Annotated in this window: 21 protein-coding genes; all 21 read right to left on the bottom strand. The window is 60.5% G+C overall.

Translation table 11 applies throughout. The features are described from left to right. Positions 1-37: 37 nt before the first annotated feature. Positions 38-484, bottom strand: coding sequence for a hypothetical protein (locus CUR85_RS14005; protein WP_280322745.1), 447 nt, complete (start codon positions 482-484; stop codon positions 38-40). 79 nt (positions 485-563) lie between these two features. Beyond that, complete coding sequence (locus CUR85_RS14000; protein ID WP_280322744.1) at positions 564-1,028, bottom strand: hypothetical protein; 465 nt, start codon at positions 1,026-1,028, stop codon at positions 564-566. A 72-nt stretch (positions 1,029-1,100) separates the two neighbouring features. After that, a complete protein-coding gene (locus CUR85_RS13995; protein WP_280322743.1) occupies positions 1,101-1,358 on the bottom strand; it encodes a hypothetical protein in 258 nt (85 codons plus the stop codon). 12 nt (positions 1,359-1,370) lie between these two features. Then, complete coding sequence (locus tag CUR85_RS13990; RefSeq protein WP_280322742.1) at positions 1,371-1,763, bottom strand: phage tail terminator-like protein; 393 nt, start codon at positions 1,761-1,763, stop codon at positions 1,371-1,373. Next, complete coding sequence (locus CUR85_RS13985) at positions 1,760-2,167, bottom strand: hypothetical protein (protein WP_280322741.1); 408 nt, start codon at positions 2,165-2,167, stop codon at positions 1,760-1,762. The genes CUR85_RS13990 and CUR85_RS13985 overlap by 4 nt, the downstream gene beginning before the upstream one ends. Positions 2,168-2,169: 2 nt before the next feature. Further along, positions 2,170-3,192, bottom strand: coding sequence for a phage minor head protein (locus CUR85_RS13980; RefSeq protein ID WP_280322740.1), 1,023 nt, complete (start codon positions 3,190-3,192; stop codon positions 2,170-2,172). 244 nt (positions 3,193-3,436) lie between these two features. Further along, positions 3,437-3,838, bottom strand: coding sequence for a hypothetical protein (locus CUR85_RS13975; RefSeq protein ID WP_280322739.1), 402 nt, complete (start codon positions 3,836-3,838; stop codon positions 3,437-3,439). Then, a complete protein-coding gene (locus tag CUR85_RS13970; RefSeq protein ID WP_280322738.1) occupies positions 3,835-4,224 on the bottom strand; it encodes a hypothetical protein in 390 nt (129 codons plus the stop codon). The genes CUR85_RS13975 and CUR85_RS13970 overlap by 4 nt, the downstream gene beginning before the upstream one ends. Before the next feature lie 2 nt (positions 4,225-4,226). Further along, a complete protein-coding gene (locus tag CUR85_RS13965; protein WP_280322737.1) occupies positions 4,227-4,565 on the bottom strand; it encodes a hypothetical protein in 339 nt (112 codons plus the stop codon). Further along, on the bottom strand, positions 4,565-5,605 hold the full coding sequence (locus tag CUR85_RS13960; protein WP_280322736.1) for a major capsid protein: 1,041 nt from the start codon (positions 5,603-5,605) through the stop codon (positions 4,565-4,567). The genes CUR85_RS13965 and CUR85_RS13960 overlap by 1 nt, the downstream gene beginning before the upstream one ends. A 12-nt stretch (positions 5,606-5,617) precedes the next feature. Next, positions 5,618-6,073, bottom strand: a complete 456-nt coding sequence (locus tag CUR85_RS13955; protein ID WP_280322735.1) for a hypothetical protein — start codon at positions 6,071-6,073, stop codon at positions 5,618-5,620. 3 nt (positions 6,074-6,076) lie between these two features. After that, positions 6,077-7,177, bottom strand: a complete 1,101-nt coding sequence (locus CUR85_RS13950) for a hypothetical protein (RefSeq protein WP_280322734.1) — start codon at positions 7,175-7,177, stop codon at positions 6,077-6,079. Next, complete coding sequence (locus CUR85_RS13945) at positions 7,170-8,459, bottom strand: anti-CBASS protein Acb1 family protein (protein ID WP_280322733.1); 1,290 nt, start codon at positions 8,457-8,459, stop codon at positions 7,170-7,172. Before CUR85_RS13945 ends, CUR85_RS13950 begins: the two co-directional genes overlap by 8 nt. Then, complete coding sequence (gene terL / locus CUR85_RS13940) at positions 8,459-9,832, bottom strand: phage terminase large subunit (RefSeq protein ID WP_280322732.1); 1,374 nt, start codon at positions 9,830-9,832, stop codon at positions 8,459-8,461. The genes CUR85_RS13945 and terL overlap by 1 nt, the downstream gene beginning before the upstream one ends. 40 nt (positions 9,833-9,872) lie before the next feature. After that, positions 9,873-10,358 (bottom strand): terminase small subunit, encoded by a 486-nt coding sequence (locus CUR85_RS13935; RefSeq protein WP_280322730.1) that lies wholly within the window; start codon positions 10,356-10,358, stop codon positions 9,873-9,875. A 142-nt stretch (positions 10,359-10,500) separates the two neighbouring features. After that, entirely contained in the window at positions 10,501-11,028 is a 528-nt protein-coding gene (locus CUR85_RS13930) for a hypothetical protein (RefSeq protein ID WP_280322728.1), read from the bottom strand. Between the two features lie 343 nt (positions 11,029-11,371). Beyond that, positions 11,372-11,680 carry a helix-turn-helix domain-containing protein gene (locus CUR85_RS13925; RefSeq protein ID WP_280322727.1) on the bottom strand — a complete coding sequence of 103 codons (309 nt, stop codon included), beginning with the start codon at positions 11,678-11,680 and terminating at the stop codon, positions 11,372-11,374. After that, positions 11,677-12,078 carry a hypothetical protein gene (locus CUR85_RS13920; protein ID WP_280322726.1) on the bottom strand — a complete coding sequence of 134 codons (402 nt, stop codon included), beginning with the start codon at positions 12,076-12,078 and terminating at the stop codon, positions 11,677-11,679. The genes CUR85_RS13925 and CUR85_RS13920 overlap by 4 nt, the downstream gene beginning before the upstream one ends. Continuing rightward, positions 12,044-12,868: a DUF1376 domain-containing protein gene (locus CUR85_RS13915; RefSeq protein WP_280322725.1), complete on the bottom strand. Its 825-nt coding sequence runs from the start codon at positions 12,866-12,868 to the stop codon at positions 12,044-12,046. Before CUR85_RS13915 ends, CUR85_RS13920 begins: the two co-directional genes overlap by 35 nt. Further along, positions 12,868-13,527, bottom strand: coding sequence for a hypothetical protein (locus CUR85_RS13910; RefSeq protein ID WP_280322724.1), 660 nt, complete (start codon positions 13,525-13,527; stop codon positions 12,868-12,870). The genes CUR85_RS13915 and CUR85_RS13910 overlap by 1 nt, the downstream gene beginning before the upstream one ends. Beyond that, complete coding sequence (locus CUR85_RS13905) at positions 13,524-13,919, bottom strand: DUF1064 domain-containing protein (RefSeq protein WP_280322723.1); 396 nt, start codon at positions 13,917-13,919, stop codon at positions 13,524-13,526. Before CUR85_RS13905 ends, CUR85_RS13910 begins: the two co-directional genes overlap by 4 nt. Positions 13,920-14,003: the final 84 nt, after the last annotated feature.

Here is a 14,003-nt window from a genome sequence, read left to right as displayed (position 1 = left end):
GAGCATTGGAGCCATGCCAGTTGACGCGCCCAAAGGATCAGGCGGTCTTTTTCGCCTTCGTTGACTTTCCCCGCGCAGTCATTGCCCCGTCCACTTCGGAGCGCAGCGGTTCAACCTGCTTGAACATCTCGGAAGCGTTCTCGATGGTGAAGGGAATAGCCGCCTTACCGTCCGTCATGTTCCAGCCATCGCAGCACCGGGCCAGCAACTCGCTTGTGCGGCTGTCTTGGGTGCGGATCTCGGCTTCCAGTTCGTCTTCTGTCAGGTCCGCCTCGTTGGCCTCTGCTTCCTCCTTCTGGGAGCGCGTCACCTTAATGTGCATCTTGCGCACGGCCTTCTTGAAGCGGGTGCCGCCTGCCGGGTGCAGTGTCAGCACCAGCGGCTCGCCCGCGCCGTTCTCATAGCCTTCGGGTTTGAACTCAAACGCCTCAAGGCTTTCATCAATAACGGCCGGTTGGCCTGTCAGTTTTGCGAAATCCATCATTCATATCCTTGTGGTTCGGTCCATTGGTGGGGCGGCAAGCTGAACCAAACTCACCGCCCCGGTTCTGCGCAGAATTCAGTTAGGCCGCAGCGACCTTGACGTGCTTGCGGTAGAACTCGGTGCCGACAGTCGCCATCAGCACGTTCCCGACAGAGCCTTCCGGCGTGTAGGACGTGATGATTGCGAGGCGGTAGTATTTGTCGCCGTTGTTCAGCGTGAACTCCAAGGCCACTTTCGACCCGGCGTCTGTGGTCGCCTCTGCGGCTGTTTCCAGCAGCGCTTGGCCCGCGTCGTCGGCGTCATAGCCAAACGACATGTCGCCGTTGCCAGCCCGCAGGATATCGACCAGCTTCTCCTCCTCGCCCGTGGTGAGGTTGTCGAAGGTGGCAACGTCCTTTGTCCCGGTCATTGGCGCGGCTGCGTTCAGCTTGCCCGCTGCGGTGAACGTGAGCGACGGAAAGCCGGTTGCGACCTCGGCGTCGTGAGTTGTGGGCAGGGTCGCGGAAATACCAACCGCGATGCCAACAGAAGATTGCAAACCCATGATAGGCTCCTTTGATGTTTGGGATTAACCCCGGCAAAACCCCAATCAGGGAGCGGCCCGCCGGGAAGGCCGCTATTTCTGAGCGGTAATGCCGCCCTTGAAGCTGATTGCGGTTTCGCCATCGGCCTCGAATGTCTCTGCAACGATTGCGCTGTAGGTTTTGCCGCGAACCTTGAACTTGATGCGACTGCCTTTCTTGGGCGCGTTGTCTTTGGTGAACAGGTTTGGCGAGGTAATGTCGCCGCGTTTGACGGGCCGCAGGGTGCCGCTCAGCGTGTTGTCTTTTGGCATGGGGGATTGTTCCGCCTTGGCGGTTTTACGCTTTGTCATGTCGGGTATCCTTTAGGTGGCGAAATAATCAGCCTGGACGATCTTGCGCCAATCGCTGCCGTCTCTGAAACCGGGGCCAGGTTGCGTGTCGTTGGTGATTGTCAGCTTGCCAGCGCCGCAGGGTAGCGTCAGCTCATATGGAAATAGCGCCGCGATGTTGGCCGCTGTCTCATTGGCGTAGGTGGCGAATTGCCCCACGTCCGAAACCACCGTTACCTGCATGAATCCGGTGTGAACCCGCCCGCCTGAGATACGCGCCGGGGATTGGCCGGGAACCATCTGCACCACCAAATAGGGCCGCGCCTGCGTCTCTGGCACGTCTTGGTTATCCCAGTAGATCGCCGGGGCGTTTGTCAGGGTTTGCAGCCGCTGGCCCAAGGTGCGGGCGATGTCGTTTTCGTTCATCGGCGCACCTCTTTAGCGCGGGCTTCGACAAAGGCGGGGAAGCGCCGTGCGTTGACCCCAACGAAGTGGCGCCCGGGCATTTTGCTTGTACCTGCTTCGACAGCATGAGCATGAGGCGCAGTCCATGCGAATGACATAACGTCGCCCACCTCATAGCCTGCAATCGCTACCGTGTAGCTATCCGCGCCCTTCACGCCCTCGCTCGTGAGGCTGTTAATCAGTTCCGCGGTATCAACGGGTATTTTGCCCTCAACAAAGCCTGTAGCGCCCTGCCCAATGCCTTTCTGTGGCGTCTGAGCGGCTTCCATAACGTCTTGAATGGATTCCGCCGCGACATAGCGCATATTCTTGACCGTCATTTGCTCGAAGTCGGCCAATTGAGTAGTGAAAGATTCGCCAGCCATGCTCAGTCCCTCGGTAGCTTAACGCGGTAAACACAAGTGCAGCGGCATCCAATAGAATGCTCCGCCCCGCCCGCTGGATCGTGGGGGAAGCGCATACTGGTGCCATCGTCCATGACAAACACCTCGTCAAAGGCGATTGTCTCCCCATCCATACGCAGATGATCTTGGCGCGGCTCTTTGCTGAACCCGTGCTGCCATTTCTTCGTTACGGCCTCGACCTTGCCGCTTTCCAGCAATTGGGCGTAACTCTCGGCCCGCCCTGCGGCTTGCGCAGTGAAAGCCTCATTCCGCGCCACGATCTTCGCCCGGTTGCCGCTGGCCTTGGCCTTGTATGCGTCCCCGATGCGGTCGACGTCAGCAGCGGGCAGCGCTTTGCCGCTCTTGATCGCCCGCCGAACCATTACATCAAAGCGGCGGTCGCTTTCCTTGTAGCGCGGTATCCTCATAACCGCGTCTTTGAAGTATTCCCCGATACGATCGGGATCGCTCAGCAAAAAGCGAAGGTTAATCATGCGATCGGTCTGCGGCTCTGTCAGGCCGAATATGCCCCCTACCCGCTGCCGTCCTACCTTGCGCCCCACTAGATCGCGGGCAACGCTGTTCAGGCTGCGGTTCGTATTCAGCCCATCAACGATGATCTTGCGCGCGCCCAGCACAGCATCGTCGCTAATATAGGTCACGAGAGCTGCAGCTTGCCGTTCGGCCAGTGCGATCGCGCGGGGATGGCGCCCGTCAAAGCCGAAGACTCCAGAAATCCCTTTTGGCAGATCATCCGCCACAGCCATCCCGCCGCCTATGAAAGCGTTGCGGATCGCTTCCTCAAGCGGGAACACTACACCGCGCTCCATGCGGAACAATGCTGCTGCACGCTCAACATCGTTGGCCTCCAGTAGACGGATAAGGGCATCACGGTCGACTGCGTTTGTGGCCTTCTGCAACGCCTCTAGAAAGGCTTTCCGAACAGCCACAGATTGTCGCTGGAGCAATGCCTCAATGCGCTTCTGTTGTGCAGTCTTGCGAGCCATGGAGCACCCCATGCAAAAAACCGCTCGAAAGCGGGAAAAGATCGAACTGTGAGAAAATACGGGTTAGCCCTGAGCGGATACGGAACCGAGGTAGAATGCCCACAGGATTGCGCCCGCAAACTGGTCATACTCTTGCCGAGTGTATGTATAGGCCAGCATCGCGTCAGTAGCGTTGCTCTGGCAGTCAGCCCACCAACGGGGCAGGATTGCGCTTAGCGCTGCTATTTCGAGCGCTGTGGGCGGGTTAATCGGCAAGCGTGACCTTGTGCATAAGCGCAACGCCCGCAGGCGCAACGGTTTCGACGTCCGCAATCTCGTGAAAGCGCGTGTCGCTCATCACGTCTGCTATCCGCAGGTTAACCGCGACGTAATCGCTTTTCAACGGCGAGACGCCCGTAGCATCCACAAGCAGCACCGTCTTCGTCTGACCGACCAGCGTGCCACTTGCATCGCGGATGTGCTTTTGTGTCTGAACCGCTGTCACCTCGTGATAGGTCGGCCCGCTTCCGCCACCGCCCCAAGGATCGGTCGGCCCGTCTGCCGCCGGTCGCCGCAGGGTGCAGATCATCGGCCCGTTGCCGGTCGCCTCGCCCGCCTCTGCCAGCCCCGCCAGCACTTCGGCGGCAATGTCGGTTCCAGCGCTCATATCACAAACATCCCGGTCATCTTGGTCATATAGGGCCGCAGCATGCTGTCGATCTTCGTGCTGACCGGCGTTGCGGCGTCCGGCCCGCTGGCGTCACCGCGCACGGTCCACTTGATTTCGCCAACGGCGGTCAGAACCTTCTGCTGATCGGGGGTGTAGGTCTTCGACCAGAAGCCCGGTGTTGCGAGTTCCAGCTTGGCTGCTTCGTAGACCGCCTTATCGACGGTTTCTTCATCAACCCTCACTGCGGACCCGAACCGGTTGCCATAGTGGAAGTCAATATAGTCTTGGCCGCGAACCAGCGCCGCAGCGCTGGCCTCATTGTCCGCCACGGTATCACCGCGCAGTGCCGCATATGCGATCCATCCCTCGACCGTGGCAGCCATGGTCAGTCGTCCTTGACCACTTCATCACGCTCAGCAGCGGTGACGGTTTCGGAACCCTCGGGCATCAGAGCGTTGATCGCGTCAACGTCCGGCTTGCCGCCCTTGGTGTAGTCCTTTTCCCGGTCAAGTCCGCCGATAGCCTCAAGGATAGCCGTCTTGCGATCTTCACTCATGCCGGCATCGGCTGTGACCGGCTCTTTGTCGTCGGTTTGCGAGACCATTTCATAGCGGCCAGCCCAGCCCGCAGGTGGCTTGCCCTTGAGCGTGAATTCTTGGCCGATGGGAAGCTCCCCGGTGTTACCGAAGAGCCCCCCTTTCGTGATGCGAATGCGATAAGCCATCAGTTCACGACCTCGCTGTAGAACACACCGCTGCGACCATTGCCGTCGCCGCGCACCTGGATACCCATCGCGCCCATGCAGAGGAACTGATGGTCATCGGTAGGATTCAGACGGACACGCGGCGTGGTGTTGACCGCCATGCCGATCAGCGGGCGGATGAAGCGCGAGCTCGGCACAAAGCCGAAGAACTCGTTGCCCGAGAGCTTGTGCGTCACGACGATCTTGTTGATCCGGCGGTTCTTGGCGACGTGATCCATGATGGACCCTGGCTTGAGACCGGCGGCACCGGAATAGGCGCGGTCCCAGTTGCGGGCGATCTCGGGCGAGATGTAGAGGTTCACCGGCGCAGAGATGAAGTTGGCATCAAGCATCGCGCCGAATGGGCCGATGAAGAAGGCGTCGATCTCATCCGGTGTCGTGGTTGGCGCGGTCAGATCGATGTTTGCACCACCAGCACCGGAGCCGAGATTGATCGCCTTGGAGTTGGGCGCGGTACGGATGCCGTAAGCGCCGAAGCCCTCAATGTTGATCGTCGCGTCACCGTCAAGCGCGTAATCGACCATATCGCGGTCGATCTTGTCCAGCGCGGCCTCATTGTCGTCGGCCAGAACATCATAGCCCTCGCTTTGGAACTTCATCACCTCGCGCCACGAACGACCATAGCCTTTCGCAAAGATGGTGATTGGCGCGCCGTCGAAGCCGTACTCGACCTTATCGACCGGTACCGGCACCTGACCGGAGACCGAACGCACCACCTTGTCGCTCATGTCGCTGGACGTGCGAGCAATAGAGACCATCTTGCCAATGTTGACCGGCCGAGCCAGCCCCATCAGGTCGGACATGAATTCCTCGCCGCCGTCGTCACGCATGATGCGGACGGTTTGTTCGTCCAAGTCGAACCAGAAGTCAGGCGGCAGGACCGTCTGTGCATTGGCAACGGGGTCAGCCTCGTACCAGTGGTTGCGGATGCCGGACACCTCACCCCACCACGCTTGGTGCGGGCGGGAGTTGGTGATCAGCTCGTGATCGAAATAGCGCATCTGGTGATCCCCTTATGCCGCTGCGGTCAGGTAGCCGGTTGCAGCGCGAACGCAGACCAACTGGGCCGAACCAGTGTTGTTGTTGAATGTCTCGTTGGCGACCGCGACCACCTTGTCGGACAGCGCGGCCTTGACCAGAACGCCGCCGGCGCCCGGTGTGAGCGCGTCGCCTTCGGTCAGATCGTTGCCCGTCGCGACCAGCGCGTTGAACAATTGGCCGTCGACCATATCGAGCGCAACGGCCCGGCTGTCAGCCGCCCACTGCGTTTCGATGCCGCGACCGGTCAGGTAGTTGTCCTGCACCAGCCAGACCTTGGCCGTGGTGGCAGCAGTGGCCAGCGCGAAGCCGTTGGTCGCATCGAAGGTCACCAGCGAGCCGGGCGTGAGCGCCACGCTTGCAATCGCCTCCATAGCGTGAGGGGTCGGGTTGCTCACCGGACCCGCATAGATCGTGTTGTAGCGTGCCATTGATCAGGCCTCCTTTGCTGCGCCGGGGACGCGGAACTTGACGGCGTTGCCAGGATCGGGATCAGCCGCCCCATTGCCCACCGGTGCTGCTTTGCCGGGCTTGGCATTTGCAGCGAGCTTGCGCAGGTTGGCGACCGGCAGCGCCCTGCAGTCCTCCTCATCGAGGATCGCTGCTTTGACGATGGTGTTCGTCAGGCTTTCGCGCTCAGCCTCTTCGGCTTCCTTTGCGGCGTTGGCCTGCGCCTCCTGGGCGTCGGTGAGGGTTTTCAGACCGTTGGTGACAGCGTCAGCCAGCGTGTCAATCTTGGTGTTCACCGCGTCCAGCGCGGCCTTGGTTTCTTTGTCCATGGGATCCTCCTTTTGGACATCTTCGTTCGCCTCGGCGGAGCCGCCGGACATGATGCCCCGAAGGGCTTCGACCAGACGCGGGAGTAGCGCTTCCCGCGCCTTCGCCTTGTCCAGTCGCTCGGCGCTGTCGAGCAGATGCTCAGCAGCCCATGCAAGGTCATCCTCGGCCCAATCGACGCGCGAGTTGATGACGGTAAGACCTGATTTGTTGACCATCAGGCCAACGCCTTCGTCTGGCGTGATCGCGCCCGGCTCATCCAGCAGCAGGGCATTATGGTCCCACACGAAGTTGCGACCGATCTTCTCAGCAGCATGCCCTTCCGGGGCGTCTTCGATGTTCATGTAGAGGCCGGTTGATGTGTGGATCGGCTCGCCTTTGTTGATCGCTTCGAGCAGGCGCTGGCCATTTGCGTTCTCGGCGGCGCGATCCTTGTAGATCACTACGTCAATCGCGATCCGGTCATCTACCCGGCGGGCATTCTCGTTGAACGCAAAGACGCCGTTTTCGGCTACGGCCACCGGGTCGGCAGCATTGAGGAACATGCCGTCTTTTTGAGGATGCCCCAGCGGCGCGTGGGTGCCGTTCAGCCCTTCAAACGACTTGTCGATCTCGTCCTTGCCGTAAAAAATGCCGTTTAGAATGGTATCGTCTTTGATCACGTAGGATGGGACGATCATCACGTTATGGCCGTTGCGAACCTCATGCCGGATTGGCCCGACAGCATTGCTACGGGCATGAACCAGTGCCTTATTCATCGTCATCATCCTCTTCATCATTAAGCGGCAGCCCGGCTGGGTGTCCCGCAGCACGTCTGATCTCGGTCACGTCGAAGACCTCCCCGGCCTCGGACGTGTTGATCTCGGACATGGTCTTCGCCCGCGCCATCATGGCGTCAGGGCCGTCATCCAGTAGCGATGTCCACTCGACCCGCCATGCGCCCTCAGGCAGCGTGCCGGCCTTCTGAAACCGCTCGATCAGCGTCATGATTGCTGGGACAATCTCGCCAGACCTGCGGGCCTCATTCGTCCGCGCCCAATCCTTGGCGTCCTCAGTGCTTGCCCGCTCGCCGGTGATCATGCCGATCAGCACCTTGAACGGGATGCGCATCGACGCGGCGAATGTCATCACGCAGATGTTCCAGAACTCCTCCGGCTGCGGCAGCGTGATGTTCGGAAATTCGGTTTTCATCTTCGACAACAACAGGGAGGCGTCAAAGCCGGATGCCCAGGCCTTCACGACCTCGTTGAGCTTGTCCGTAAGCTCGGAAGGGTCGATTCCCATTCCACGCGCCATTTCCTCGAACCCGTTGCCATCCTCCATCGAGATAACCGGCGCGTTCTTGGCCGTCTTAAAAAACCCCTCCGCCCCGGCACCGCTGATCTTCTCGGCGTCCAGCATGGCGTTATAGCCGGCCTCAAGTTGCGAGCGGTCGTTGATCGTGCCATCCCGCGACAGGATCAGCACGCGGTCAGGGTGAACCTTGAACCGGCGGCGCGGGCCTGCCGATGTCGTATCGCTACCCACAGCGTTCTCAGCATACTCCCACATTGTGGGCTCGCCGTAGGTCTCGGACTCGGTATTGGTATCGAACTCGCTCGGACGCAGCTGATGCTGCCAGCATGGGATGGCCGCGAACAGCTTATTGATCCCCAGCGCCTTATCGAGCGGCTCGTTCATTTTCTTGTCGTCAGCAAATCTGAGCACCAGACCGCCGTAGTCACCCACAATAGACCGCGCGTCAGCCTCAGCGAATTGCTGCCAAAACCGAATGCGGGCCAGATGGTCTGCGACCGCCTCCTCGGTACTGCTTAGGTCGTCGTCTTTGTCGGTGACCCGCAGAACCGGAACGTCCTGCCACGTCTTAGACTTGAACGCATTGACCGCGGCTGCCGCCAGACCATTCCGGCGATACATACGCAGAAGATCCGGAAACGTCAGGCGTTCAGGCCAGCCGTATTCGTCAGCGTGCACCCGCTTGACGTTCGACAACGCCCCAAAGTGCTCGGGGAACATCCCGGCCAGCGTTCGTTGTGCCATCAGCGGCGTCCTTTCGGGATACCGAAGCCGACGAAGGAACCGTAGCCGCCCAGCATGTCAGCAATCGCGTCCATCATCGGGTCGATCTGGTCATCAAACCCTGTACCGAGGCCGTCGAATGTCTGCATTTCATACCTCAGGCTTTCCATGAACGGTGCATCTTTAGGCAGCCACACTTGACCGGTTGCGACCCATGGAGCTGCGTCGAGCCCACGTGTGTATTTGTCCCGGTCGCGCTGGATGCCATCGACGGGGATCCCCTTGCGCTTGAGTGATTGGATCAGGCCGGTCCCTGAAACCTTGTCCTCGACCCGTAGGCCGCGAACGATCTTGCCCTTGTGCTTTGACCAGAAGGCCAGTGCGTTTTTCTCAAGGTCGGGCGCTTCCCACTTGCCCCGCACCAGATCGATCAGCACTGCGGGGCCGTTCTTGGCTTTGCCCCATAGCTCGATGACCGAATAGTCGTTCCGCTCGCCCGTCTTCTGGGCTGTGTCCGCGTACATCCGGTAATAGTCGATATCCGGCTCCTCACCGGGTTTGTACCAATGAATCCCGCTCATATCGAAGAGCGCACCCTCCGCCGATACCGGGCGTTGCATGTATTGGCTTGCGAAGGTGTAGGCGTCGGCCTTGATGACCTCAATCTCTTCGGCGCTGTGCTTCTCTGCCCATAGCGGCCCATCCGGCAGGTCGTGAGGCACCGGGCGCCCATGCGTCCATTCTTTCGGGTACTCAGCCGAATGATCGATTATCACCGGCAGATCGAGGTGATCCCACATTTCGCCGGTCCCGCCGGTCAGCAGGTGGCCCACAAAGTCGTCGCTGTGCAGGCGCTGCATAATGACCACGATAGGCACGCGATCATGCGCCAAACGGCTGCGAAAGGTGTTAGTTGCCCGTTTGTTAACCGAGGCCCGCTTCGTCGGGCTGAATGCATCGTCCGGCTTTAGCGGATCATCGACCACCAGTGCGCCGGTGAACTTATCCTTGTCCATATAGCCCGCCCGGAAGCCCGTAATTGGGCCACCAGCGGCCTTGGCCAGCATTCCGCCGCCCTGTACTGTTTTCCAGCGATCCTTCGCGCTGGTGTCTGATTTGATTCCCACTGCGGCAAGCTCGCCGAACTCAGGAAGCTCAATCAGGCTTTTGATTTTGTCGCTATTCTCGCGCGCCAGATCATCCGAGAAGGTGGCATGGATGAACCGCGCTGCCGGGTTGATCATGAACCCACGCGCGATGAAGTTGACCACTGCCATTTCGGTCTTGGTGTAGCCCGGCGGCAGCGTAATGATCAGCCGGCTAATCTCGCCAGAGTGAATCCGGTCGAGCGTCTGACCAATGACCCGGTGATGCGGCCCCTCAATGAGCGGCATCCCCTCACGCGCCGGGAAGTGGTAGCGCGCAAAGCCGAGGTTACACCGCCTCGCCCACTCCTTCTGAATCTCGTGCTTTGTCGGTAAGGCGTTCAAGCTGGGCAAGCTCCTCATCCGACAAGTTGGAGAGAACCACGGCAGGTGCGGGCGTCATGCTGCCGTCCGGGCTGGTGACCTCCAAGCGGCTCGGCTTATCCAGTCCCAGCAGCTTAATCTTCGCCGATGTGGCGCCAACCATGGCCGCTGCCTGCCCTTGCGTTCTTGCCACGCCCCTAGCCTCTTCAAGCTCCTCCATCGCCTTGTGGCGGGTGTAGATCGAAAGCTGCGACGCCTGCTCAGAAAGTGCTTCAAGCCTTTGGGCTATCTTAGGGTGATCAAGAAGCTGGCTGGCTTCGACATAGATCCATTCATCACGGGCGTTTTCTTCGACGTCATACGCTCGCCGGTAAGCCTCAGCCGCGTTGCCAGTCTCGAAATAAACCAGCGCAAACGCCTCTTGCTTTCGCGTCAGTTCGCGCTCGGCCATATCCGCCTCGTAAGAATGTCATTTGAATTGCAGTAGCACGGAGCCTGCCTGACGTTTCCGCCGACCCCGTGACCAGTGCGCCTGGGTAATCCCTGTACGCGAATGCCTCACCCATACCAAATGTTGTACCGCCTAGCAACACCTATGCGCTCCGCACATCCAGCGGATCAAACTGCGCCTTGATCCCGCTCGGCAGCTCCACCGCGAGCGACTGCCACCGATCATGCGGCGCCTTCACCAGTCGATCGAACTTCACCAGCATGTCGGCGAAAGGCCCGGAGATGATGCGAAGCTCCTGCCCGCGCTTGTATTCAGTCACCTCGGCCCGAGAGTTGGCGTCGACACGCTCTGCCTTCTCAAACGCGGCATCCACGCCGCCCATGAAGCCCAGCAACCCAACATGCCCGGGCTTTCCCTTCTCCGACGACTTGCCGTGCAGGTCTGACTTCGCGACCGCCATGAACGTTGGCATCAGATGATCGACCTGAGCAGCGAGGTGCATCTGATCCGGTTCCATATCCAAAACGATGTAGTTCGGCAGTGCCGGCACATCGAAGCGGGTCCAGCTGCGATCCTTGCCAAGCCGCTTGAACTCCACCCGCTTGCCGCACCATGCGTCGATGCCGAGACGGCGTAGCTCTTCCTGCACCCAGAACTGCTTGCGGATCATTGGCGGCCGAACCGCCCTACCCTCGCTGTCCTTCGTTGGTGCGTGCGTGTCGCGGCAAACTCCGCCCGCAACGTAGCCTAGGTATTTCATGCTCTGCCCTTTGTGCCCGTGGTAGTGTTCTTTGGCTCCGCCTGCTCTTGCTCATCCAGCCAGCTCGTGACCTCGGCGCCATCGAAGCAAGCGACAACCTGGTATCCGCACTCGCCCTGTTTGACGGTGCATATTCTGCCGAATGGCCCACTGCGACCGGCCAGTCGGACACGCGTTCCTTTCGGCAGTGTCTTGCGTGGCATGGTCAGGTAGCAGCCCTTGTTCTGCGCGATCGTCCGAAGTTCATCCAGCGTCACCCCAACGCCCTCCGCTTCACCGCTTCGATGCCGTGGTGCACCGTGGTGTGGTCGCGGTTGAACACGCGTCCGATGCGCGGCAGGCTGAACCCGCGCTCGGCCAACATCGCCATGCATTCCTGCCGGGGATGCGAGACGCTATGCGCTCTAGTTGGCCCGAAGAAATCGCGCAGATCGATGTGGCGGCTGTGGGCAAATTCCGCTGCTAGCGCTTCCGGACTACGACGAATGAAAGCCCGGGCAAAGGCCGGTGCCGCTGCGAGGTATGCCGCCTGCATTGCTCCACCTGTGATGGGTTCGATCATGCGATGTCTCCCTCGGGGTTGGCGCGCCGTGTCGCGTAGCCTGCCCGCTTGACGTATTCGGCAACCCGAGCCCGCTCTTCGGCGGTAGGCGCCCGGCGCTCTGGCTCCGGCTGCGGCTCCCGCACCAATGCTGGCCGCGGCATTGCCTCTCGCGCCAGCGCGTAGATTGCCCCCGGCGTCGGTTTCCGGCGCGGCTCTTCACGCTGGTACTGGATGCATGCCTTGCGGATCGCCTCCTGCGGCAAGCCTTCGAGGACATCGGCCCAGTCAGCCGCGATCGCGGCCGTCAGGGCATCGTCGTCATCGTCCCGCCAGTAGTGGCTCAGAAGCGTCACGACCCGGCCCCCGATCCACTCGCGGTGGTCAGCCCGTGCCGCGAGCTCCGGCGATGAAGGCATCCATACGGCGCTTGGATTTGCTGGTAGATCGTTCATGCTGGGTTCCTCTCGGTCTGGCTGGGTCTGGGCTAATTGCGGATACTGGCGGCGCATCTCGCGCCCCGGCAAACTTCCGCATCGATGGGATGAAGTATTTCAGGCTGCCGGGCGGTCCGTCGCGCTTCTGGTTGGCCGTCTCCCTGACGACTGCGATCGTGTCTTCCTCGCTGAGATGGAGATCGGACCGAGCGTTCTCGAACTCGACCCACTCGGCCCGGCTGCCGATCACCTTGCCCCCTGCGGTCAGCCCGGATGCATCGTGACCGGCTGCGACCAGCACCCTCTCTCGAAAGCTCAGACTCGCGCCCGCGCTATCATCATCAATCTTATATGGTTCTGGTTTTGGTTCTGGTTGGCATTCCGGCGGCAATGCGGCGGCATCATACCCCCCATTGTTTTCATTGGATTTTCCCTCAGATTTTGACCATCGGGCGTGAGCGTTTTCCGATTGTTTTTTGGAATTTTTTTGCGAAATTTCGGTTTCTTTTTGTGCACGGCGGTTAATCAGAGCATCTCCATCGAGCCAAATCTTCCCCATCTCGATCAAGGACTGGACCACCTTCTTCGCCTTTGCCGGGGTGCAGCCGAAGCGACGTGATAGGCGCTTGTAGTCGGCAACTGGTGCCGCGCCCGTTGCGGATGTCAGCGCAACGATGGTCACCAGAGCGCCGCGCTCCTCCAGTGAGAGCTCCTGCGTTCCCGAGAGCCAATCGTCGCCGTAGAAGCGGATATATGGGACGCCTTCACTCATCAGAAGAACTCCCCCTGCCGCCCGTCCGTGCGATCAAGAAAGCGGAGCGCCGTCTCGCCCTCCCATTCGGCATCCCAGATAAACCAACCGTTGCGCTGTGGCGGTGATCCTTTGCCGGTGAAGTCCACCTTCCAGCGGCAGACGTAGGCGCGGCTGATGGGGTGCTTTGCCAAGATCGAGGCGAGCCCCGCCGCGGCCGGCCAGTCCCAATTGAGGAACAGCGCGACATAGGTGCACCTGAGATCAAGCGCGTGGGTAAGCCAGCGGCCTTTTCCGTCTCGGGCGTTAATCTCGCAGTATGGTGGGTTGGTGATCATGGCATCCGCCCGTCGCTCAGTCAGGGCGAAATAGTCACCGAGGTCGGCGCCGCACCCCCGATCGATCAGATCAGTCTTGATCACCGGCAGCCCGAAAGCCTCTATTTCACGCGCCATGGCACCGTCTCCAGCGGCACTCTCCCAGATCGCCGGGAAATGACGCAGGCGGTCGCCCTCGGCCTTGAGTAAGGCTCTCGTAGGTTCAGGTGGCGTCGGGTAGAAGTCCGCAGCCTCACGGGGCGCCTCTGCGATGCGCTCGAAGCCTTCCAACGTCCTGACGATGTGGGTGGACGTGTTTCCGGTTGCGCGAAACAGGCCGCGCGCTGATGGGGCTGCACTCATGTCTCCACCACCTCCACGCCCTGCGCGGCCAAGATCGCCTTCTTGATCTTGAACACGTCTGTCGCCCAGCCCTTGCTGTCCTCGACGGTTTCCGCGTTGATGCGCTTGTCGAAATAGACAAAATCGGCCTTGTAGATCATCTTGCGCCCGGTCGGCGTCAGGATCGGCCCGTCTTTGCCTTTCAGTTCATACGGCACTTGCAGACGCAGGTTCTCGATGATGCCCGCACGCTCAAGCTGGCGGAGAACGCCGTAGCGCCGCGCCTCTTTCCGGCTGTGAAACTTGATCCCATCCACCACCATCGCCTTCGTACCGCGCACACGGCCTTTGCGCGCTCCACCATTGGCGGAACGCTTCTTTCGGAACTCGGCTGCGGTGATGCGGTCGGTCATAGCCCTACGACAACCCCGCCAGCCGATAGGTCTGCGATGGTGCTTCGTCTGGGAACAGCCCATCGCGCACCGGCTCGATATGAT

This window comes from Sulfitobacter faviae (assembly GCF_029870955.1).
Lineage (GTDB): Bacteria > Pseudomonadota > Alphaproteobacteria > Rhodobacterales > Rhodobacteraceae > Sulfitobacter > Sulfitobacter faviae.
This window is presented reverse-complemented; position numbering and strand designations above follow the sequence as displayed.

Coding starts and splice junctions, on each gene's coding strand:
- CUR85_RS14005 (WP_280322745.1), bottom strand. CDS start 484: ATGATGGATTTCGCAAAACTGACAGGCCAACCGGCCGTTATTGATGAA.
- CUR85_RS14000 (WP_280322744.1), bottom strand. CDS start 1,028: ATGGGTTTGCAATCTTCTGTTGGCATCGCGGTTGGTATTTCCGCGACC.
- CUR85_RS13995 (WP_280322743.1), bottom strand. CDS start 1,358: ATGACAAAGCGTAAAACCGCCAAGGCGGAACAATCCCCCATGCCAAAA.
- CUR85_RS13990 (WP_280322742.1), bottom strand. CDS start 1,763: ATGAACGAAAACGACATCGCCCGCACCTTGGGCCAGCGGCTGCAAACC.
- CUR85_RS13985 (WP_280322741.1), bottom strand. CDS start 2,167: ATGGCTGGCGAATCTTTCACTACTCAATTGGCCGACTTCGAGCAAATG.
- CUR85_RS13980 (WP_280322740.1), bottom strand. CDS start 3,192: ATGGCTCGCAAGACTGCACAACAGAAGCGCATTGAGGCATTGCTCCAG.
- CUR85_RS13975 (WP_280322739.1), bottom strand. CDS start 3,838: ATGAGCGCTGGAACCGACATTGCCGCCGAAGTGCTGGCGGGGCTGGCA.
- CUR85_RS13970 (WP_280322738.1), bottom strand. CDS start 4,224: ATGGCTGCCACGGTCGAGGGATGGATCGCATATGCGGCACTGCGCGGT.
- CUR85_RS13965 (WP_280322737.1), bottom strand. CDS start 4,565: ATGGCTTATCGCATTCGCATCACGAAAGGGGGGCTCTTCGGTAACACC.
- CUR85_RS13960 (WP_280322736.1), bottom strand. CDS start 5,605: ATGCGCTATTTCGATCACGAGCTGATCACCAACTCCCGCCCGCACCAA.
- CUR85_RS13955 (WP_280322735.1), bottom strand. CDS start 6,073: ATGGCACGCTACAACACGATCTATGCGGGTCCGGTGAGCAACCCGACC.
- CUR85_RS13950 (WP_280322734.1), bottom strand. CDS start 7,177: ATGAATAAGGCACTGGTTCATGCCCGTAGCAATGCTGTCGGGCCAATC.
- CUR85_RS13945 (WP_280322733.1), bottom strand. CDS start 8,459: ATGGCACAACGAACGCTGGCCGGGATGTTCCCCGAGCACTTTGGGGCG.
- terL (WP_280322732.1), bottom strand. CDS start 9,832: ATGCCGCTCATTGAGGGGCCGCATCACCGGGTCATTGGTCAGACGCTC.
- CUR85_RS13935 (WP_280322730.1), bottom strand. CDS start 10,358: ATGGCCGAGCGCGAACTGACGCGAAAGCAAGAGGCGTTTGCGCTGGTT.
- CUR85_RS13930 (WP_280322728.1), bottom strand. CDS start 11,028: ATGATCCGCAAGCAGTTCTGGGTGCAGGAAGAGCTACGCCGTCTCGGC.
- CUR85_RS13925 (WP_280322727.1), bottom strand. CDS start 11,680: ATGATCGAACCCATCACAGGTGGAGCAATGCAGGCGGCATACCTCGCA.
- CUR85_RS13920 (WP_280322726.1), bottom strand. CDS start 12,078: ATGCCTTCATCGCCGGAGCTCGCGGCACGGGCTGACCACCGCGAGTGG.
- CUR85_RS13915 (WP_280322725.1), bottom strand. CDS start 12,868: ATGAGTGAAGGCGTCCCATATATCCGCTTCTACGGCGACGATTGGCTC.
- CUR85_RS13910 (WP_280322724.1), bottom strand. CDS start 13,527: ATGAGTGCAGCCCCATCAGCGCGCGGCCTGTTTCGCGCAACCGGAAAC.
- CUR85_RS13905 (WP_280322723.1), bottom strand. CDS start 13,919: ATGACCGACCGCATCACCGCAGCCGAGTTCCGAAAGAAGCGTTCCGCC.